We start from the raw sequence: 22,582 nt of genomic DNA on the forward strand, positions 1-22,582 counted from the left end.
GTATGGACTGTCCTATAAGATTCTAGTTTCAATGCTTATCCTCATTCCATTGATCATTATGAGTGTCCCCACCTATTTGCTGGTCAGGAATGGTCTTAGCGAAAAACAGATTTTGGTTTGTCGACTTACGCCCATTTCGAGAGCCGCAGATAGTACCGTATTCCTTATGGATAATAATGTGGATTCAATCCAATTTGAGTTGGACTATCCGGTGCCCGCAAATGGCCGATTCCTTTATAATATTACCATACATAATCTTGACGGGGAAAATATTTTTGGACAAGCCAATCTTACCAGAGAAAAAGCCTTTGCCATTAAGGCCCCGGCCCGCTATTTTAAGCCTGGATTTTATATATTGACGGCAGAGGAGTTTGAGCAAGGAAGAATTCGCCGAACCATTGCCTTCCCTTTCCGTCTTAAAATGTCAAATTAGGACATCTTGGTTTATAAATATTGGTTTTTCAGTGGGATGACGAAAATCTCCATTCTCCTCATTTTTCTCTTGTTGATCATAAGTTGCGGTCAGCGGAAGGCTGAAAATGCCGCAATATTTGATTTCAGTCATGTCTGCGACACAACCGGCTTTGTTAATTTTATAAAATCTAATCACGAAAATGCTCGCAGGCAAATTAACAAGAGCTTGTATCAATATTTGAATCTAAAAGCCCAGGGGGATACTCTGGAGGCGAACACGCTGGGAAGATCATTAGAATGGCTTATTGATATTTATGAACCCTGCACAAGTATAGAGGATTTCAATCACAAATTTCGTCTTTTCCGAAGCTGGAATAAGGATGAAATATATTTAAAACTCGGACTCGACAGCAACCTTAACAGTCATCCGAAAACCTTCTCCAAAAATTGGAAATTTCCGGATTCTTTGTTGACTTTAAGGACCAAATTTGATTCCCTGCATGATTCTTTTTGTCTGGCCACTATCAATTTTGAAATCAGCAAAGGTTATTATGAGAAGCAGAAGATAGACTCGGCCGAAAGCTATCTAATTCTGGCAAATGATATGGCATCCAATATTGGCTTTCTCGACCTGTTAGGTTCCTCGGAATTGCTTCGGGCAAAAATATTTCAAATCTATAAAGCCGATTATTTTAACGCCGAAAAAGCCATTCGCCATAGCATCACCATTTCTAATATCCTTGGCTCCAGATATTTGCAGACCAGCGCGTTGAGCTATCAGGGTTATTTTTATTTACAATTATTTCAGACTCAAAAGGCCATACGGATTTATAAATCTCTTCTTCCAATGTATGAAGAGATTAAAAATCCGAATGGCGAAGCTCTTTGTCTATATTATCTGGCAGAATTATTCTGCGATCAAGGGAAATATGATTCTGCCCTTTATTATGGGAAGTTATCTCTGGATAAGAGGCACAAATTGGCGAATGGCAATCCGATTTTATTGGCAAACATTGGATATTCAATCAGTTGCCTAGGCTTTGTATATCAGGCTCTCAATGACACAACCGTTTCAGCCGGCTATTATTATCTGGCAGACAGTATTTTCAAGGCAGCCGGGGATTCGACAGGGCTAATTCTAAATCTGATCCGAAATGCCTCTCTATCGGTTCAGCAGAATAATTATATAGCGGCCGAATCTTTATATAATGCTGTAATAGAATGCAGTTCAAGATTTGAAGAGATGCACAGTGCCCTTTATGGTTTGGCTCTCTGCAAATATTATAAATGCGATAAAGACGAAGCTCAATTAGTCTTGAAAACAGCTATTAATCTTGTAGAAAATGCTTATCAGAAACTCCCAGTACCGGAAATTAAAATTGGAGTGCTTTCAGATAAAATCGGCATGTATAATCTTCTGGTCAATATATTTATTGACTACTACAGTTCCACCAATAATCGTGAATTTCTAGATTCGGTGATCAAGTATGATGAATCCGGTAGAGCTAGAGCTCTTTTTGAAATGATCTCTTCCAGAAGCGATGGTGACTTATTTCATAACGAAGAGATATTGGTTTCAAAAATATCTGAATTATATAAAAGTAAATTGATGGGCGGCAACCGTGATAGGCTGTCCTCCGATATTGCCGGGCTGGAAGACTCGTTGATGGCGATGAAATTCCGCGGTTACGAAGAGGATTATTCGAAAAATATCCCATCACCAATTAGTAAGATTTCTGCTACGGTTATTCAGAATCAGACAATAAAATCAGGCGAAATTATCTTGGATTATTTAATCTCCCAATTTGGTTCTTATGTAATATGCATTGATCGAGATACCATTCTGCTTCATAAAATTGATGCCCCTCTTGATTCATTAGAAAATATGGTAGGCGAATACTTATTAAATATTTCAGTCTACCCGGGCAGCAACAGAATATCAAACAGAGCTTTTGAGATTGGACGGAAATTGTACGATGCCCTTATTCCTAAGAAGTTGTTGAAGGAAGGAAAATACGAAAATGTTCTTGTTGTCCAATCAAGTTATCTATGCGGGCTGCCATTAGAGACGCTAATTGACCGAGACTCTTCATTCATGATTGAACACTATAATATAACTTATTTGCCGTCTCTGACAATTTTGTGTGAAATCAGAAATAGGCCGGCTTTAATGAAAAATGGCATTCAGAAGAAGATTGCCGCATTTGGTGCTCCAGTTTTTTATAATGATTCCACGGAAGAGATTAAAGGCGATCAATCTCAAAATCTTTTGTCTGAGCCTTATGCCGAATTGGGTATTGTGCCATTGAACCATTCTCGAGAGGAAATAGATTTCATTGGAAGCCTCTTCGGAGCAAAAAACTCTGATATTTTTATGGCTGGAGATTGTTCTGAAACAACCTTTAAAAAACTAGATTTCACAAAATATAATATTATCCATTTGTCCACTCATGGTCTAACCGATTATAATAACCCGGAGCATTCGGCGATAGTCTTTTCCATGGGCGGCACATTCTATCACGAAAATGACGGGCTGTTGCAGGCTTTGGAAATTTCCCATCTTGAGATGGCCGCCAATACCATTTTTCTATCGGCGTGCAATACCGGCCAGGGACAAAGTCTTCCCGGCGAAGGAACAATGAATCTCGCCAGACCATTTTTGGTGGCCGGGTGCAAGGCCGCTATCGTGGCATCATGGAATCTGGATGATAACAGCGCCTCAATCTTTGTTCGTCAATTCTACACAAACATAAAAAATGGAAATCCCGTTTCTTCAGCCCTGAGCCTGGCAAAGAAAAATCTAATAAATAGTGAATATAATCATCCCTATTTTTGGGCGCCCTATATTATCATTGGAACTGATAATTAGGAAATTATTGCCTGTATCTTAAACTGGCATACCGTCTGGAGAATTGTGTCTAAAATTGCCTCATGTTAATTCCAGCGCCAGTCCCATATAGAATACATTATTTATACTAATTCCATTTTGATGGGGCTCCGCCCCATACCCCAAATAGTCAAATAGACAAATAGTCAATAATCCCTGACGCAGCGAACTGAAAAGCCATCTGGCTTATCGTAATAGCTGCGATAAACTTCTGAATGAATACAATCCAAGTAATAGTTCCACGCATAGTTACTATAGGACTCTGTAGAAGACCAAAAGTGGGCGTTGCAACCTATACTTAAGTAACTCCCATTGAGGTCACGATAGCTGCCGGGCAATGCAGAAAATAAACCGCTTTCATTGGTAGCGCCGAGATTAGGACTCCTCCAATGCGTGGTTCCCGCTTCTTTCATCTTTCCACCTGCAACATCATTGCCGCCAAGATAATTAATTAATGTTTGCCATTCGGCATCACTTGGTACATGCCAGCCCGTGGGAGAAATATTTCGGCTATCGGCTACTGCATACCAGCAAGTCCCCCCTACTTGCAAAGTCAATTAATATCAAATGCATCGCGCATCACCGCGCGTATGTGAACGCTGTCACTGTGTCGCCGATCAGAGTGACGAGCATACCAGTCCTGCCGCGTCGACTAAACAACTCGCATTTTCTAACCTTACTACTTTCATCTTGCATGAACAGCTGTTCTCCGTTGCCTGATCTTCGCGCCACAAAAGTCGCTGAATCCTCCCGATACATCCAGTCTAGCTCCCCATCTCCATCAACATCAGCATTCCACAGAGTCCTGTCAGAACCCCCCGGCGTATCCCAACCTGAAAATGACCATGCAGTGGCTCCCGATGTGTCCATCGCAAAAACAAAACCGTCCGCAAATGTCAGCACGCGAATGCCCCCCTCGGAGCTAATCCGCCCCGCGTCCACCGATGAGTGATAACTTCCGTGAGGATCAACGTTGTGAATATACGATCCGCCCGCGGTGTACATGCGAACCCGTCCTGCCGCGCATGTAGCAAAGACGAGCCCAGGATTTGTGCCGTCGCTCGGGACAGTCGCCTGGTTCCAGACATTCCCAATTGTCATATCTGACCACAAAGCACGACCGGAGTCACTGAAGACGTGTAGCCCGTATGAGCCGTTCCGACCCACTACTAACTCGGCAGACCCGTCACCAAAGAGATCTCCCCATCGTGCCCCATCGTTACCAAGAGGCGTTGCTACTGCCCATTCCCGAACTTAGTCGGCCAGCCGGGTATGAGGACGCAACTATAGTAGTCATAATTTCTGTAGTCGCCTCTGTAACTCATATTAGTGGACGAATAAATAAGAACCACTCTTCCTTTAAAGGTAAGGGTGGTTCTTATGATAGTCTGACTGTCGTCAGTTCATTTTGACAGGTAGGAAATTAAATTATTCATAAAGTCGATGTTGTCGCCTCGGTATATCGTGGCGCGATATGCGTTTGTGGATTTCGTTGCGTCATGCCCCCAGCCTCCGGCGAAGGTAATCACGACAGCGCCATACCCGAACTTGCCATAGACTACGGCCGGGTATCCGCCCACGGTGGCCGCGATGGTCAGCGAGTGACCCGCAGTCAAAACGGGGCAATCCATCGACTCGGTCGCCAGAAACCCATTGAACGCCTCCGGTCCATTGACCGGGCCAATCAACAGCGGCGCGCCATGGAAACTCCAGCTTAATCCCGATGATCCACCGTGAACGCCGTCAATGCGCTCAACTCCAAAAGGGGCCACCAAGGGGACCATCGCGTCAGCAGTGACTGTCGCCAGAAGATTCCCACCGGTATTAACCCATCGGTGCACGGCCGCACCCTCAGCAGAGTCCTCCGTGTGCAGCCAACCATGCACGTCTAGGACGTCATACAACGCCAGCACCGAGTCAGTGAATTTTACACTCCCGATTGTATAGACATCCGCTTCGTAGCCGGCGTCTTTCCAAAGACTTATCTTCTTGTAGTGAGAGTACACGCCACTCGACTGAATAAGTGCGCCAACGCTCATATTGCCCACATACAGCACTCTCCAGCCGGACACTTCGACTTCGATACTGCTGGTATCGGCGGCATCACGGCCGTCGAAAACCACGCAGGTTATGGTGTATAGGCCTCTTATGTTCGGAGCTTGCCAAGTCACAGAAGCACCGGAGCCGGCAAACGAACCGCCTGTAGCAGTCCAGTTATAGGTCAAGGAGTCTCCATCCATGTCCGATGCCACGCAATGTGCCGATCTGGTATCGTTTATCTTGATAGAGTCGGCATCGATGCTAAGCGACGTCAGAATCGGAGCTACATTCTGGTTCTTCTCTATTTTATTGGGCTCTACGATAGAGTCTTCCGAACAGCCGATCGTGAAGACCAGGACGCAGACCGCCATAAGCGGCGCTATTGGCGCTAAGTAATTCGAGATTCTTGATTTCATTATTCTCTGTCCTTCCTTCAGTTAATCAGTTTTAACACAATCTCGACTATTTCCGGTGTGCTCGATCGGATTATATAATTGAATCCAATCTATTCACAATTGTTTATGGCATGACGTTTCATAAATTTCAGAAACCAAACGTGAGTCCCGCCTTGACAGTCATCTTAGATAAATCCGGTGCTCGCATATCCCCATTGAATTCTTGCGTGTTGCTCTCGACTCGCAGATAGTAATTCAGTTTCGGCATTTCCTTTTGTTGCAGAGACACACCTGATGGATTAGCACCGCCGCTTGCATAGATAAGATTCTGACTGCCAGTCATTTCAGTTGATGATTTGTCATCTTCCTTATTTTTTTCTTCACCGTCTTTGTCTTTGTCTTTATCCTTATGTGTGACAATCAATAAAACAACGACTGCCGCCACAGCAACGCCTGCAATGATAAGTGGCGAAGAACCAAATTTGAGATCGCCGGACTTGTCTTCCCATGCCGCATATGCACTCCGAGGCACAAAGAATAGTGAAAGCATAAACGCGACCAGAACAAGAGCAACCCCTGATTTTCTCGGCATTAACTTTAACACAGCATTTCTCCTTCAATAATTGATGTTACCATATTTCCAACGAACAAGTGAACATTTATTTACATAACTGTAGCCGCCTTTTCGAAGTCAACGGCTCTTTTACATCTAGGTCATTTATGCCACACTGTTTTATCCTTTCGACTAATTTAATTTCATATTGCAGAACTGCTTACTTTCTTGCCAAATCGTATGATTTTTCTCAACTTCTATTCCTTAGGCGTAAGAACCTCTTAGAAGTTTGCTTAAAGTTGTATGAAAATAGAATTATTATTGTCAGTTACTTGCAGAATCGTCTGAATCGGATTTTAAGTCCTTCGCATCTATTGAATTCGCCACTCTCAATATATTAATTGATCTGGCACCGGATCATCTGGCCGATGCGGTGAACAAACTGCCATTCTCTCCTTGACCTCTTGGCACATCGCCCGAAAGCTACATCCTTGCATTTCCGCAGACCGGCAATTATGGAAATTGTCTGAATCAGAAGAGGAGACAGCCTCTTAAGGCTGTCTCCAATAAACAAATTACAAGACTATTTTATTAAAGACATTTTTCTAGTCTCGTTGAAGTCCCCCGCCGTGATCCGATATAAGTAGATTCCGGTCGCCACTGGATCGCCAGCATCATTGGTGCCATTCCACATAACGGCGTGCAGCCCCGCCTGCCACCATTCGTCAGCCAGAGTCTTCACCTTCTGCCCCATCATATTGAATATCTGCAGTTTGACATGGGCGCCGACGGGTAGACCAAATTCAATCCGTGTGTTCGGATTGAAAGGATTGGGGTAATTCTGTGAAAGAGAGAAATGTTCCGGAACCATCTCGTTCGAAGCATTCATGTAGGCGATATCAATAGTGTTGGCCGGTATAATGCCAGTAGCAAGAATCGTCCCATAATTGAAATTCCTAAGTGCCAGATAGATTGGCCAGTCATCTTCAGCATTGTTGTTATATATCAGATCGCTGGCATGAGTCAGTAACTGTCCGACAGTTATTCCGTCCTCAGTGGCCTCATTAAAAGTCGCCACCCGATTGGAGACAATGTTTAACATAAGAGCGGTCAGTTCCATTAAGGCAAGCCGGTTGTCGCTCACAGGGCCGTAAGGAGAAGGACGGGAAGCATTATTACTACTCGGCACGGCATCAAGTTTAACCGTATCCTGAATCCAAGTATGCACCTTCCCGCCGAGAAGAATAAAGAGGCGTTCCAGTTTTCCATGCGTATCGGCCGGATAGTCATCTCCGAAAATATTAATGGGGTGGACGGCGTTCTGCTGGAAGTGACTATACATCAAATCGGCATACTTTGGCAGTCGATGGGGCGCAATTATACTGTCGGGCTCTCCCCCTGCCGGATAAAGAGTAGTCGCGACGACATGCTTCCAGTATGCAGAAGATAACTGTGCCGGTACGATGCTCATCTTTTGGAGCTGGAAGGCAGCGGGACTAATCTGGCCACGAAAGACTGTCGCCATCTGCTCGCTATTCTGGCATCTATATCCGAGTGGTGGGACAATGCAGACACGGTAATTGCCGATAAATAGCGAATCCGAAGTCACAAAGCCATTAACGTCAGTGGCGCTAGTGCAGACTAGTGAGTCGTGTTTGTCATAGATGTCAATAGGAACACCATGCAAGCCTTTTCCGTTCTCCTTTACAGTTACCTGCAGGATACCGTTACCGCCGGTTGCCGCAACAATACCCATCGACCTGGTCTGATGATAGCTCTGGGCAATGATGCCTCCCGTAAAGGTCCCGCAGGTCGAGAAATCAAGCAGACTGACTGGCGGTGTTGCAATCGTGACGCTCACAGAGCGCGATCCACCCTGCGGAATAGAGTCAATGTTCTGTGGAATTACCGTGATGTTTGATTTTGATATCACGTGGCCATATTCGTCGGTGAGGTCAGTGCCGAACAAATCTATATCCGTCAAACTAGCAGTACCGCTGCTTTCTGCAACAAGGAAAGAGAAAGTGTATATAGAGTCGTTGACAAATGGAGACAGGTCTGTCGTATTTGGAGTTACATACATTCTGGGTAGCGGTGCCGGGGCGGGCTGGAATATGCTTAGGCCGCCTATGGCGTTGACAGTGCAACTGGAGCCCCACAATTCCCCTGGACCGACTACCCAGGAAAACATTATTGAGTCAGCGGGCTCAGGATTGTCCGGAAGAAATGCTTGCGCTGCCAGTTGGCAATTCCACGAGGCCGGACCAGTATTATCACATTCGATATCGAAGGTCATCGCGGAAGTCAACTCGATTTCCAGCTCTTGTTTCCCGGCCGTATTGACCCAGAATGAACCCGGGAAGGTGCTAAGCCAATTCCCAAGGGAATCGGGACCTGCATAATACTGGCCAGAGTAAACTCTCATAATCATGTCCGGAAGGGGGCTATTGCTGTCCGATGCGTCTTCTCCTTGCCCACTTGCTATAGCGGTGAAGCCTAATCTGATTCTGGACCGAGGAGGAACGGTGCCGGTTTCAAGTGAAAGGATTGCTAAAGCTGTATTCCCGTGGTTTCCAGGCCCACCTGACGGAATAGAGTATCCACATGAGGGCGTCCATCCTGTCTGCCAGAAGTAACCTGTGGCATCCGCCAGATGTTGGCAATCAATTTTGCCCGCCATGACTTCATACCAGTCTTGGCCACAGAATTGGGTTTTGCGCCCTAACTCGAGAGCTTTGGCAAATTCATACATATAGTAATAATAGCCCGCCCCCTGATATACGCAGTCCGAATGAAGGTTTGGCGGCGCGAGAATTGCTTCAATAGGGCAATATCCGGATTCAAAGTTGTACATCTTATTAGCAAGGTTGTAAGCACCGGTAACGCCACGATTGTCGGCCAAACTCAATCCCCAAATGCCGGCAAATGTATTTCCGCGAGTCCATGTGCCGGGGCTCTGGTATCCTATCCACGCATTATTTCCAGACTTGGCTGAGTGGTAGTCTATATAGTTATAAATCTTGTTCCAAATAGCTTTATCAGTATAGTTCATGGCATCAAGAGCCAAATAAACCCACTGGTTTATCGACATGTCTCCCCCGTCAGGACTTGTATAACTATTGTAATACCTCCAGCTTACACGGGGCCAGGAAGGATCAACGCTTCTTGTATAATAGGCCACCGCATTGTTCAATGCGTTCTGCACTCTTGAGTTTAGGGGTTCCGGCAATCCTGTTTTCAGCGCCGATTTCAGTGCCCCAATTGACATTGCGGTTTCATACCCAGGGTAGCTGTTGAAAATTGAGCCATCCGAATTGGGTCGCTCACTAATATTAAGCAGGTAGTTAATCCCTCTTTCAATCGTAGGACCATATGTGGAATGGCCAATACCATAACCGCGGCCCAGGAATGCCTGCAGTGCCAAGGCAGTGATACCCGCATTGGCGGAACCTCCCCATGACCAGCTGCCCGTGGCAGGAACCTGAACTATTGTAGCAGACGACGCGGTGTCAGTTTTACCTTCCGAGATACCTTCCATTTCTTTGACAGCCGCTATATTGCCCGCACTTATGACTTGCTGAGCTTTGAGCCAATCCAGACCCCTGTCGATAGCGACATTCGCCGGTGGAGGTATTGTCCAGGTAACCACTATATCATAACTCACCATTTCTTCCGTATTGTCAGGCGGGGCATAGACTGAAAACCAACTGTCATAATTGACGCCATCATCCGGTGCAGTAAACGTCACAAAATCGATAGTATTTCCCGGATTTATGGAGCGGGCACAGAATTCCGAGCCTGTGGGACACGTTACATTCCAATCCTGAATATCACTGAGCTGGTCAATATCTTCCTGATAGCGTGAGGCATATAGGTCCGGGTTGCCGATGTCAGGGATAACCGTAACTCTATATGACCGCCCATCGGCTATGACGGGAAAGTGATACTGCTGAAAATAGGATTTGCATATTCTGCTGCTAACAGGTGAACCACTGGAATTGGCTGCAATTGGTGATTCAAAGCAAGATGGGACAGTGAATGTGGCAACAGAAGACCAATTGGCCCCATCATTGCCTGCATAGTCTGTGGCTCTAACGCGCCAATAATATGTCCCGGAATTTAGCGTAAGAGTAAAGGGCAATATTGAACGTCGATATTCATAGGGAGATAAGAAATTTGGATCCTCATCGATTTGTATAAGCGAGAGGGTCCCGCTTGCTATTAGTTGATTGTCAACGGCATTCCAATTCGGGTCAGGAACCTGAGTCCATGTAAGAGAAACGCTCCTACCATTTACTTGAGATGCAAGATTCGCAGGAACCCCGGTCGGAGCCACATTATCATCAATCCCATGATTGTGGAAGACCTCCCAGATATTAGCCCTGTCATTTGGGTATTCATCATACATTATTTCATAAAATTCCTTGGTCGTGTAAGGATGCCGATCCATAAACACATGCCAGCAGGCGTCCGATCCGAGGCTCAAGTTGTCATTGTCACCAGCATCTCTTCCATCTCTAATATCCCACAGAATTGTAGCAATCGCGGCTTCATCTTTATCACCGCCATCGGCAGCAAGTGTAACGCCGCCACAATTACTGATGCCAAAAGAATGTGTGTTGCTTTCCAAGTCCCAGGAACCACCATTACTCCAATCAAATGAATGATCACCGGGATTATCAGCGGCCGGAAACTCATTATAGACAGCAACCGGGAAATAGTTGGCCCATCCTTCCAAAATTGCATCGGCGCTACATTCATTCCCTGCAGCACAATGATTATTGCAATTGCTGCAATTATTGGGACACTGCCCGGGATGGTTTGTTGTGTTACCTGAGGGCCATCTATTCCCATATCTTTCATACATTATTGCGTGTCCAAATTCGTGCAATTGAGCATCATTGGGAACAATTGCTTGACCGTGCGGCAGGTTTATTACGGACCCATAGCAATTGGGTCCCTCGGCAGCGTGCACATTTATGATCACCTTATTGGTCTTGCCTCTATAGTTCCATCCGCGCTGCATTTCAATAAAGCTGCAAGATGCCTCCCTTTCTATATCCGAGTTATATGTAAAGTCGTGCACGTACTCTTGTTGGTTGGCAGGTTCGAAAGACGGGATTGTCTGCGATACAATATTGCCACCCTGCCTTATTGCGACCCTCGTATTATCTAGGGAAGCTCTAACACCAATTTCAGCATGATCAATGCCAGGAATCAATCCTTCCCAGATTGGTGGATAGACGGCTGGATCAAAGTTATAGGTGCCCATAGCTGTGGTATAGCCATCCCAATAGGTCTGCTCAAGAATAAAATCATCTTCAAATATCTTCACATATACATCAGTGAGATTTACAAAGTCATTTATATCCATTCTGCCGTTGCGGCTGCCTTGCACGGTTCCATGAACCCAGCAATACCCGTCTGGTATCTGCTGTACAATATTATCCCGTGCGAGTTCAATCGCGGCAGTGATAGCATTTATTAGGACCAACTTATGCACAGGCGTTCCTATTTGAAAACGCCAGATCAGACTATTGGGAGGTAAGACATACAGTTCGGGTTCTTCAAAAATATCCATAGTATCTACATGATAGTAATTCTTTAAAATAATATATGCGGTATCTTTGCTCAAACTGAAGGCAGCAGGCGTAGCCGAAGAGATACTAAAAGAAATATTTCTGAGGTTATATACATCTCCCGCCCGATTCATAGAAATCATTATCTCTGATCCATAAACAGGTAGTTGATTAAAGATTTGCATGTATGTCAGGGTATAACTAAACTCACGGTATTCATACCCTGGGGTCGTATTATATAAGTGTTTGCTGGCAGAAACCAATTTCAAATCTGCCGCGTTCGGGACCCCGGACATATCTGCCAATTTTGTTATGAAGTTCACTGCCGCATAATGTGCACTCGAGTCATTTGACAAAGCATCTCCCATAGCCATCTCAGGGTAGGCCCTCGAGAGCAATGTTAACACATTGTGAATAGTGTCCACTGCCACATTGTCCCATTGAATACCCGTGGCCGTTTCAACGGCAACCCTAACCTGGTCTGCAGCAGCGGTTGAATTGGCCGAGTTTGAAAGGCCAAAGATTATTACCAATAGAACTCCAATAAATATGAAACCCGGTATTCGAATTAATGATCTCATCTTACAACTTCCTCACTTTGATATTTCTTCCAATGCCATCAGGCAATAGGCGGTGACAAGGTCAGGGTTGTTCTCCCACCACCGACCGCTGTCATTCACCCAGGAGCCATTGGCCTGCTGGATAGTTAACAGTTTATTGGCTAAATCATAACGCCAATCATGATTGGCGCCCGAGGTGTCGGTCAGGAGACTGTCACCAAATACGGTAAGCGCCTTGGCCATGACATGGTAATAGTAGAAAAGGCCCTGTCGGTCAAGCTCCGGATTCTTTTCCACCGTATAGTTGCTACTTATCCATTTATAAGCGGCCTGAACCCGCTCATCATCTTTCGTCAGTCCGGCATGAATAAGACTCTTCATGCCGGCATAGGTTATTGATCCATAGGAAGTTGTTCCGCCAGCCTTGGAATTTCCGGGATAGTAAACAAAGCCGCCGTCATTAGATGACCAGCCATACTGATTATACTTTTTGTAGTTTTGACATCTCTGAAGGAAAATGATCGCTTTTTCCCAGAAAAGCTCTTTATTGGATGTCTCCGCTATATCACGCGAAACCTCACCGCGGTATTCCTTAATGCCGGCATACTCGGTCTTTGGTTTATAATCCTCAGAAGCCCGCAATGCTTCCAAAGCAAATTGCATATTCGAAATGTCCGATCGCTCATCGCGGTTGTAACCAATTCCTCCATAGGTAGAGCTATCGAGAGTCAATCCCTCATCCTCGTCTGCCTGCATGGAAATCAGATAATCACGGGCATTTGTAATTATCTCTTTGAAACGTGGATCGTTGGCTGCTACCAACGCCATGAGTGCCACTGATGTATTATAGGCACGCAGTTGCGGTTCATTCTCCGGATAAATGCCTCCGTTTTCATGGGTGAAGGTAAGGAGATTATTGAACCCGGTCTGGATATTCCTATCATATTGCAACCTTGTTTTTTCCGGGGCGCGGAGAAAGGCGGTCAGAACCAATGATGTGACACCTGGATATTGACTCCAGGAGCCATCAACCTTCTGGGTTCCGGCCAGAAAGGCCAATCCCTGATTAATGCTTCTTTCAATCTCGTGCTTGACCGATACGTCAAAACGGAGCAATTCCTCAGGAACCGACGCAGTTGATAATAGTAATAAAAGAAATAAGGCAAGAAGCAAGGCCATTATTGTTTTCTTCATTGGCATCCTCCTGTTGACATTTTACTAAAGTGTCTTAATTATCATTTCTTCTCTTTTAGGCTGAGGCCGGAGAATATTTCCATCGACACCATAAACGGTGTCGTCAAATCGTCCCAACAGCGGATTATTCAGCATCACCACCAGGTCACCAAAAACCGCCGCGATTGGACGTTCGATATCGGCTTCCGATCCTGTTTCCTGGGCATTGGAAAAATGCGTCAGTGGGAGAATGATGAAAGTAATTGAAATAAAGCAGAACTCTTTGTAGCAATTCAGGCGACATAAGCACGAGGAATGACCGAGCATGACTTTCTGACCTATTGAAATCTCTTTTTTTCACATATATCTACAAACCAATTGGCCCGGTAGCGTCCGATAATTCGCACCGGCATGAAGTAAAAGAAAATTAAAGCTAGACCATGAAACATCACCCATTATTCCACTGTGGAACCGTCACGGCCTTAGAATAGTTCTTCGCTCAAACCGCCAGGAGCGTGCTCAATTTCCTGATAAGTTTGATTCCCAATGGAATAATTATATCCTATTATGTCCTAACTGTCAAGCAGATTTTACAGTATTACTAAACAGCAAGAACCAAATATATGACTAAATTAGTATCCTTTATTTCCAGATATTGCTATAGAAGATTATTTGTCTCCTGGAAATGTCCTGAATTCCTTCCCCCTGTGGCCCAACGCCGGTATGTCCGTGATAGGGTGGAATTACTGATAAGAAGATGAACCTACAATTATAAAGTACACAACACACTTCCGCGAGTTCGATTAAGTGGTTTCCATGGGATGCCTGGAATTTTCTGGTAATCGGTTCAGAAATAAAAAGCAGTTTCTGCAGCGAGGATTACGAAGAAGTAGAAAGAGAGACAAATCACTTGACATTGAAAAGAATGCGGATATATTGACAGATGAGTGGCTCTTGGAGACAAGAGGAGCACACCAGTCATTTATACAGATTATTTACTGCATTTTGGCTTCTATGTAAAGCCGGAAAGAGCGCATTTGTTTTGTATTGAAACGCGCAAGGAGTTGCGGTATTGAGTGGGTTCAAGGACTTGGCGCAATATTGTTTTATCTACGGTGGTATGATGACGATTCCTCTTCCAGGGGAGGCTGCGTATCTCGAGAAGCTGCAAGGGGTTGCCATATCACTGCCGTATCGAAAGAAGGAAATCAAATATTAATTTTGGTAAAGGTCTCCACTACTTGCTTTCTATAAGAAAATGACTGCTGATTTGACCGACATTCGCCTTTGCCGGACAATGATTACTAATTATATCCTCTATTTAACTAACTGAAACGATAAAGGGAGGAAGAATGGAAAAGAGAATTTGCACGGGTTTGATCCTGGTGTCACTGAGCATATTGTTATCGGGGATTGCATTCGCTCAGGTTCCTCGCGTCAATACCATGCCTGATGGTATTCGTAACCTGGTGGCCGGCATCGATAACGCTTACGCCTGGCCTGATACCCCTTTGGTAGTATGGGGCAACGTTGTTGGAGGTACCGCGCCCTATACTTATTCGTGGGACTTTGGTGACGGCTCTCCGGCCGTTAATGGTAGCGTTGCCAATCCGCGCGATATTGCAGTCTCGCACGCTTACACTTCGATGGGGCCCAAATATGCCGCCCTGATTGTGACCGATTCCCACGGTTTGTCTGATACCGATCAGGTCAGAATCGATGTTGTGTCATCCGACAGCTCCGCGCTGGTCAATCGGGCCATAGAAAAAGGGCTGAAATATCTATATCTTCACAATTATGGATCCATCGGTTGGCAAGGTTGGGGCGCGGAAGGTCAGTATCGGCCTGGAGCATTCGGAATGGAGGTCCTCGCCTTTCTGAATCGCGGACATCTCGCCACGAACGATCCTGATGAAGATATATATGCCGAACATGTACAGCGGGGTTTTGACATAATGTTTTCGCTTGCCTATAGTCAGAGTATCGGAGTCCAAACGCACGGTAATCCTGATACCGATGGCGATGGGTTAGGAATTTACTTCAGTGATGGGACAAGGCCGCTATATGAGACCGGCATAGCCCTTATGGCAATTGTGGCCAGCGGCACCCCTGACCGTGTCATCAGTTCCGGCTCGGCCTCTGTCCTTGGACGAACTTATATCGACGTTGCCGGCGATGTGGCCGATTATCTTGGCTGGGCGCAAAATGATGCAGGCGCGGGGCGAGGCGGCTGGCGATATACGCCCAACCGCAGTGACGCCGACAATTCTGTTACTCAGTGGCCCGCCATTGGTCTGGAGGCTGCGGAAAGCGTTTGGGGAGTCACTATACCATCCTTTGTCAAGCTGGAACTCCTGGTTTGGGCGACCTACAGCCAGAATGCCAATGGCGGTTTTGGCTATGACTGGAATGGATACCCCAACGATGGCCGCACAGGGGCCGGTCTCTGCATTCTTTCCTTTTGTGATGTCTCCTATACAAACCTGCGGATACAGAAGACCCTGACCTATCTAAACAATAGTTGGGTGCAGGGGTGCAACGTCACCGATGGAAATCTCGGTAATTACTATGCCATGTACGGGATAGCCAAAGGATGCCGTATCGCCGTCGATAGCCTTGGAAACCCAAGTGAAATTGCGGTCATTGGTAGCCACTACTGGCAGCAGGAGTATAATAGTTACCTGATAACCCACCAAGCCGCTGACGGACATTGGGACGGCTGCAACTATGGGAGCAATCTTCTGGATACCGACTTCGGAATCCTTATTCTTCTCCATGGAATAACCCGCTGGCCGGTGGCCGTAATCAAGGCACCTGCTTCAATACCGGCAAGCACTTCTTTCGAGGTCGATGGTAGCCATTCCTATCATATGGATACGTCCAAAGCTATAGTTGAATGGCTCTGGGATTTCGACGAAGCTAACGGTATCGATTGGAGCCAGGCCGATGCAAGCGGGAAAACAGTTACCGACCCCGGTTATCCCCTGCTGCAGGGAACACTGGCCGACACTTTCATGATCACCCTGCGTGTCAAGGATAATAGTATCCCTCCAATGTATAGCACTGCCAAGCACAGGATCATAGTTGACACTCTCAATCATCCCCCTGTTGCCGATGTTGGCGGTCCTTACGCGGCTCGGGTCGGTGATACAATTAAATTTGACGGTACAAACTCTTTTGATCCTGATCCGGGTGACCACATTGCCAGTTATTGCTGGGACCTTGATGGCGATAATGTTTTCTGTGACTGCACAGATTCTATTTGTTTCAAGTCCTGGTCCACTGTCCACTCGGGTTACGTAGGTCTAATTGTGACCGATACGTACGGAGCCATGTCAAGAGACACATCCTGGGTAACCGTCTGGACATCCAACATGGACGTCGGCGTTGATTCTGCTGCTTTGTTCTTTTCCCAACCCCATCCTGGATCGGGTGACACGGTGTTTGTCAGAGCGGCCATATACTGCGACTCTCTCTCAGACCCGGTTTCCGATATTGCGGTAAGATTCTTTGATGGTGACCCGGAGAATCCTCTCAATAAAATAGGTGATGACCAGTCAATTGCATCGATGTCGGCGCGCCAGGTTGACACCGTCGAGGTCAAATGGGTCGTTCCCGAGGGACTTCCGAGGATGGTATATGTTGTCGTAGATCCTGACGGCAAAATCGAGGAGTATAATGAGCTAAATAACTTTGACTCAATTTCAGTTGGATTGGGTAACTGCAAGGCGGACATCACTCCTCAACCGATCTATGCCTATTACGAAAACTCGGTCGAGCCTATGGCCGCTACGATCTATCTGGAGGATCCCGAGGCGAATTATACCGTAGATGATATTGATCCGGCAAGCATCAAAGTCAACACTTCTATTATCCCGATATCGACGGAAATCCTTGATTCGTGCCCTGGATATTCCGGAAAGGTGATGAAGATTGTCATTTCCATGGCTGATTTCATCGTGAGTTTTCCAATTTTCTGGGATACTACTTATTATCAGTATACGCTTCAGGGGAAATATAAGGATGGCAGCACATTCCAGCAGGGATGTGAGGTGATGATGATCGGCCACAGATCCGGGGATGTTAATGGTGACGGTAATGTTACTATTTTGGACATCGCCTATCTCGTTAAATATCTCTATCTCAATGGTCCCGCTCCGGTTCCAGTCGTCCAAAGCGGAGATGTGAATAGCTCGGGGAATGTGAATATAGCTGATATCTCATATTTGGTTAAATATCTATTCAAGAACGGACCCGAACCTGTCTGCCCGCCTGTCAAGCGATGAGAAGTATCGGGGGATGGAGCTATCCATCCCCCTCTCTTTATTTACCGGCGACCATTTTTCATGTCGGTCTTCATAGGCATCATTGAATTACTATATCAATTGGATTTTCAAATACTGGCACTGATCGTGATCATGAAATTTCTTTCGGGGGCCGGATAATACCGGGCTTGTTGAACAAACGGGTCGACATAACCAGAGAAACTAAACCTCCGGTCAAGGACATTATCTATCTTCCCGCCCAACTTAAAATTCGATATCATGAATCCACACGCAATCGATACATCGTAGTAATCCTTCAGGCGTTGCTCATTGGCCTGGTCCAGGTATTCCTTACCGATGCCTGTCAGCTCTATTAGGAAGTACCGTCTACCCCGGCAGTCATACTTGATTTCTAAATCGTAGGTAAATTCGGGGACGCCGTTGATCTGGTTTCCGGCAAACTCCCCATTGCGGAGCCGGCTGGAATTGTAATTGAAATTTCCGGTCGCAGAAAAGTGATCAATAATCTCTCGCGAAATGCTCATTTCAAAACCGGAATGACATGATTTCCCAATATTGGTATAATTTAATCTTCCCAGATCAAAATCAATTTCATTGCTAATCAGATAATAGTAGTAATTTAGAGAGACTGAAAGAGAATTGCCGCCAACCGCTCTCAGTCCGGCCTCATAACAATTACCTTTCTGTGACTTGAGCGAGCTGTTCGAAATAAGAGTATATTGCCCGGCATAAGGATTGAATACCGGCGGAGAGTCATAAAGATGAATTAATGTCGGCGATTTGAATGCTCCCACCACTGAAGCATAAATTGAGAAATTCTGCCCCAGCGCCGTACCAACGGCAGCCTTGGGCGTGCAGGCGAATTCATGCTGTCTGATTTGCCTGCTTCCAGGAATCGCCAAGGATTTCTTATAATCAAAGAATGTCCTGACGTTATCAACCCGTCCACCCAGAGATATAAACCACGGTCCCGAGATATAGAGAAGTCCATGAATGTATACAGAGGCAGTTGTTCTCCTGCCCATTCCGCCGGAAATCAACGGATTATCCCCGGAATCCGTCATTGCTTCAAAATATTCGGTTATCACTTCACCTTGCTCATAAGCTACACCGCCGACAATTCTTGCTGCACGCCCCAAGGCTACTCCATTATAACCCAAAGATACGTCTGCCCCAAAATCAGAGATTTTCGGCAGGTGTTGAAGCGGCGATCCAATGGTGACAACATCATCAGTTCTGGAAGACTTGAAATAAACCAGCGGTTTGATCTCAAAATTTTCAAGAATGGAAATGGCTGACGATAGCCCGGCGACAAAATGGTTCAACACGGTCTTATCCCGAAAGGAATTATGCGAAAGGTCGGTTGCCGCCGCCGTCCGGTTTTCCAGGAGTTCTTTTTCGGTCAATGCTCCGGGGTGTTCCTCGGCCGAATGATCATACGAAAATATTCCCATCAACGACGCTTTGCTCGAGAACTCTTTGTCCACTCTGAGCGACAATTTTTCCGACAGATAGGCGCTATGCTGGCGCCATCCGTCACTTTTGCGCCGGGTCGCAGAAGTACTGACCGACCACCCGGGCACAAACTTGCTTATCCGGCCTGTAATACCCGCAGAATGATATGAGCCGGCGGCAAGCGACATATCTGCAACTGAGCCGGAACCATTGGGGGCAGAGTATAGAGCGATTATGCCGCCAAATCCGAAATCGCCGTACTGGGCAGAGACCGGCCCCCGGACTGATTCAATCCGGGTCATATCTGAGACTTCAAATCCATTCCATTCCACAAGACCGGAAGAAATGTCATTAAGGGGAATACCTTCATAAGTGGCCATCAAATATTGCGTCTGGCCGCCACCATAGAATCCTCGCACATCGACATAGGACTGGCCCCATGTGTTTCCAGTGGGATATGAACGTACACCGGGCAGACTCCCGACCAATTGTCCCATTGAAGAATACCGCACACGCTCTTGCTCTGTGATATTCAGGATACTGGCCGAGGCAGGAACGCGGAATAGTGTCTGTGGAATTCTGTCGACTTGAACGACAACACCTTTAATTACGGTGGCCTGCGACGAATCAGGCTCTATCTCCTTGTCTTTGCCTGTAGACTGATTCTCTCCTCGCAGATTCGAAGATGGCACAATTATCAGCGACAGCACCAGAACATGGGCTGCGATAAATTGTGAAAATGTTGGCCACCTGAGCATCGGTCACCTCCGGATAAGACCCTACGAAATTGGCAGAACCAAATTATGGGTGCCTTACGTGTACGATTCCCTGATGTAATTGCGACTAATATAGCCATATTTTTGAATGTGTCAACGATCTTTGATTGTCTTGCCCCCCGGTAGAGAGAAATATCTTGACAAGATGACGAAGGCTTGATAATTTAAATATCAAAGATTTTGTCGGGTGTCAGAGCATGCCCCAAAAAATCTGAACATATTGTAACCTCGATTGGACGTTTTTATCTTGGTGTCATGCCGTCCAAGGGTCTTTAAAAGTCTGTCCTGATTGTTGTCAGTGTTTTTGATCGGGGAGCGGAGTGGTGTTTTTATGTCATATGTGAGCAAAATGCATTTGCTTAAAACAGAATCCCATAAGGTTGTTTCTTTAAAAAACGCGCCGTCGGCGGTTCCAACTATTGTCCTGGCGATACTCTTCCTATTAATAATATGTAATACCGGGGGTGCACAGGTTGCTCAGACGGCTGATTCAGTTTCTGCGATGCCCGACACGACCTTCTCTCGAATTGACGAGAATCACTATGCTATCGGCAATTTAAAGCTGGATGTAGAAGCGCGCGAGATTGAAATTCCCGGATGGGTCAACATGAACGAAGGCCAGGTCGAGTATTTGGCCGTGACCAAATACGGCAAGACCCATGAATCGGTTGTAGTTCTTGATATTGTCCCGATTCATCTTCAGCTTTCGCTCCTTCTATTTGGGATGGAATATGGGCAGAATCTGAATTACCAGGGGGATTCCACTGTACCGGGAGGAGATTCCGTAGCCATTTTCATAAAATGGGTCAAGGGAAATGGTGACACGGCCGAATTCTCTGCGAACGAGTTGCTTTACGACTTTCAATTAAAGAAAAATATGTCGCCGACCGAGTGGGTTTTCACAGGATCCGGTGTTTTTGATGGCAGATTTATGGCCGATCTGGACGGCTCCATTATAGCTGTTTACAGCGATCCCGTCGCCATTCTGAACAACCCCCTTTCTGGCCGGTATGATGATACTGTCTACGGGTCAAACAAAGAGCTTCTACCGCCGCCGGGGACAAAGATAATGATGACTATAAGATTACCTGAATGAAAAGTGTCAAATCAAGAGGGTCTGAATGAAGCATTGGATAGCGTTGCCGTCAATCAAGGATATTATGCCCCGGCCACAATTCCCGCCGGCGGGAAAACTCATTCCCTTCGAAAAAGTCCTGTTGCTCATTCATTAGGCATCGCTCCGCCTCAGTGGAAAGGCAACCTTGTGGTGAATCTGAGGATGGAAACTTAAGGAGTTAAGCCACTATTGTCCCAAAATGCCGTTTCCCAGGCAGTCCTAATATGCTGATATATAACAGGCTTTTGTTAAGGCTGGTATTAAGCCCCGACCTCCGGCATATTTTACCGACAAAACAAATATCAGAGCAATCTGGCTTTGGAATTTTCTGCAGATACGTTGGCTATCTTGATAGACAGGATCTTAGCTCTTGCAAAAATGGATAAAGTTGTGATAGTAATTGTGCTAAAACTGGGATATTTTTGACCCCTTTTTACCACCATCTACCCTCGGTTACCAAAACCGGGAATAATACCATATCCTCGCATCCTACTGCATAGCAATGAATTATTATGTTATTTGGCCACTTATTTGAAGAATAAAAATATCGGGGTGAGAGGATTTCTGCCTATGAACCAGTCTTAGTAACTCAATTCAACTGTTTCGAAGCACTACTGAATAAATTCCAGAAAATTTCCTTTTTTGTAATATTCCACGCGATTGTCTCCCCTAATCTGATACTAAAATCCAACCTCAAATAAATTGGAAATAGAAACGAAAATAGGGTAACGAATGTCATAATTATAAATTGCGATATATTATCAGCAGCAGACTGTCACAACCCAAAAGTGTGCTCATTTTGTGCTCACTTTTATGCTATTTTATCACAGTTTATTATTTAAGCAGCCGAACAACAACACCAATCTAACCTCTTGCCGCCCAACAAAAAACCCTGCCTTTCAATAGGTTCGGCAGGGCTCTTATTTTATGGAGGGGGGAGGATTCGAACCTCCGAAGGCTTCGCCGACAGATTTACAGTCTGTTCCCTTTAACCACTCGGGAACCCCTCCATATAACGTTTCTTATCGGCCAATCTCAGTCAGGCTCAAGTCCACCGGTATCAAAGCCGGCGAAGGGACTCGAACCCCCGACTGGCTGATTACAAATCAGCTACTCTACCAACTGAGTTACGCCGGCGTAACAAATCGGCCGCAATCTATCAATTCCGGCTCATATGTCAAGACAATTTGACAGCATCAACCTACCATGGGTAATGTCAATATTAGTGTGGAAATTGGTATATCCTTTTTTTCATTTATTTAGGCTGCTTTTTGTATCATGTTTTTGATGGTTTTTATTATTTCATTGTTTCTGTGCCATTTATGATTGAAATAGTTGAATAAAGCA

11 protein-coding genes and 2 tRNA genes are annotated in these 22,582 nt (G+C 45.7%); 4 read left to right on the forward strand and 9 right to left on the reverse strand.

Annotated features, from left to right (window positions below; translation table 11 throughout):
• Positions 1-433: hypothetical protein (locus NT002_00065; GenBank protein ID MCX6827673.1), on the forward strand; the 433-nt coding region annotated here is incomplete at its 5' end.
• A gap of 6 nt (positions 434-439) precedes the next feature.
• A complete protein-coding gene (locus NT002_00070; protein MCX6827674.1) occupies positions 440-3,283 on the forward strand; it encodes a CHAT domain-containing protein in 2,844 nt (947 codons plus the stop codon).
• 164 nt (positions 3,284-3,447) lie between these two features.
• On the opposite strand, the gene NT002_00075 is transcribed toward NT002_00070, so the two are convergent.
• From NT002_00075 to NT002_00100, 6 genes are all read right to left on the reverse strand, one after another.
• A complete protein-coding gene (locus NT002_00075; protein ID MCX6827675.1) occupies positions 3,448-3,858 on the reverse strand; it encodes a fibrobacter succinogenes major paralogous domain-containing protein in 411 nt (136 codons plus the stop codon).
• A gap of 846 nt (positions 3,859-4,704) precedes the next feature.
• Positions 4,705-5,757, reverse strand: coding sequence for a hypothetical protein (locus NT002_00080; protein ID MCX6827676.1), 1,053 nt, complete (start codon positions 5,755-5,757; stop codon positions 4,705-4,707).
• Positions 5,758-5,884: 127 nt separating this feature from the next.
• Complete coding sequence (locus NT002_00085; protein ID MCX6827677.1) at positions 5,885-6,340, reverse strand: hypothetical protein; 456 nt, start codon at positions 6,338-6,340, stop codon at positions 5,885-5,887.
• Positions 6,341-6,872: 532 nt separating this feature from the next.
• On the reverse strand, positions 6,873-12,449 hold the full coding sequence (locus NT002_00090) for a T9SS type A sorting domain-containing protein (GenBank protein MCX6827678.1): 5,577 nt from the start codon (positions 12,447-12,449) through the stop codon (positions 6,873-6,875).
• A 12-nt stretch (positions 12,450-12,461) separates the two neighbouring features.
• Positions 12,462-13,622 (reverse strand): terpene cyclase/mutase family protein, encoded by a 1,161-nt coding sequence (locus tag NT002_00095; GenBank protein ID MCX6827679.1) that lies wholly within the window; start codon positions 13,620-13,622, stop codon positions 12,462-12,464.
• A 24-nt stretch (positions 13,623-13,646) separates the two neighbouring features.
• On the reverse strand, positions 13,647-13,928 hold the full coding sequence (locus NT002_00100) for a hypothetical protein (protein ID MCX6827680.1): 282 nt from the start codon (positions 13,926-13,928) through the stop codon (positions 13,647-13,649).
• Between the two features lie 1,025 nt (positions 13,929-14,953).
• Here NT002_00100 and NT002_00105 point away from each other — a divergent pair.
• On the forward strand, positions 14,954-17,887 hold the full coding sequence (locus NT002_00105; GenBank protein MCX6827681.1) for a PKD domain-containing protein: 2,934 nt from the start codon (positions 14,954-14,956) through the stop codon (positions 17,885-17,887).
• Positions 17,888-17,994: 107 nt separating this feature from the next.
• Here NT002_00105 and NT002_00110 read toward each other — a convergent pair whose 3' ends face one another.
• Entirely contained in the window at positions 17,995-20,100 is a 2,106-nt protein-coding gene (locus tag NT002_00110) for a TonB-dependent receptor (protein MCX6827682.1), read from the reverse strand.
• 367 nt (positions 20,101-20,467) lie between these two features.
• Between NT002_00110 and NT002_00115 the strand changes: the two genes are divergently transcribed.
• Positions 20,468-21,214, forward strand: coding sequence for a YdjY domain-containing protein (locus NT002_00115; protein ID MCX6827683.1), 747 nt, complete (start codon positions 20,468-20,470; stop codon positions 21,212-21,214).
• 949 nt (positions 21,215-22,163) lie between these two features.
• Here NT002_00115 and NT002_00120 read toward each other — a convergent pair.
• Positions 22,164-22,245 (reverse strand) — tRNA-Tyr (locus tag NT002_00120).
• A 54-nt stretch (positions 22,246-22,299) separates the two neighbouring features.
• A tRNA-Thr gene (locus NT002_00125) sits at positions 22,300-22,372 on the reverse strand.
• Positions 22,373-22,582: the final 210 nt, after the last annotated feature.

The sequence above is a fragment of the Candidatus Zixiibacteriota bacterium genome, from assembly GCA_026397505.1.
GTDB lineage: Bacteria > Zixibacteria > MSB-5A5 > GN15 > PGXB01 > JAPLUR01.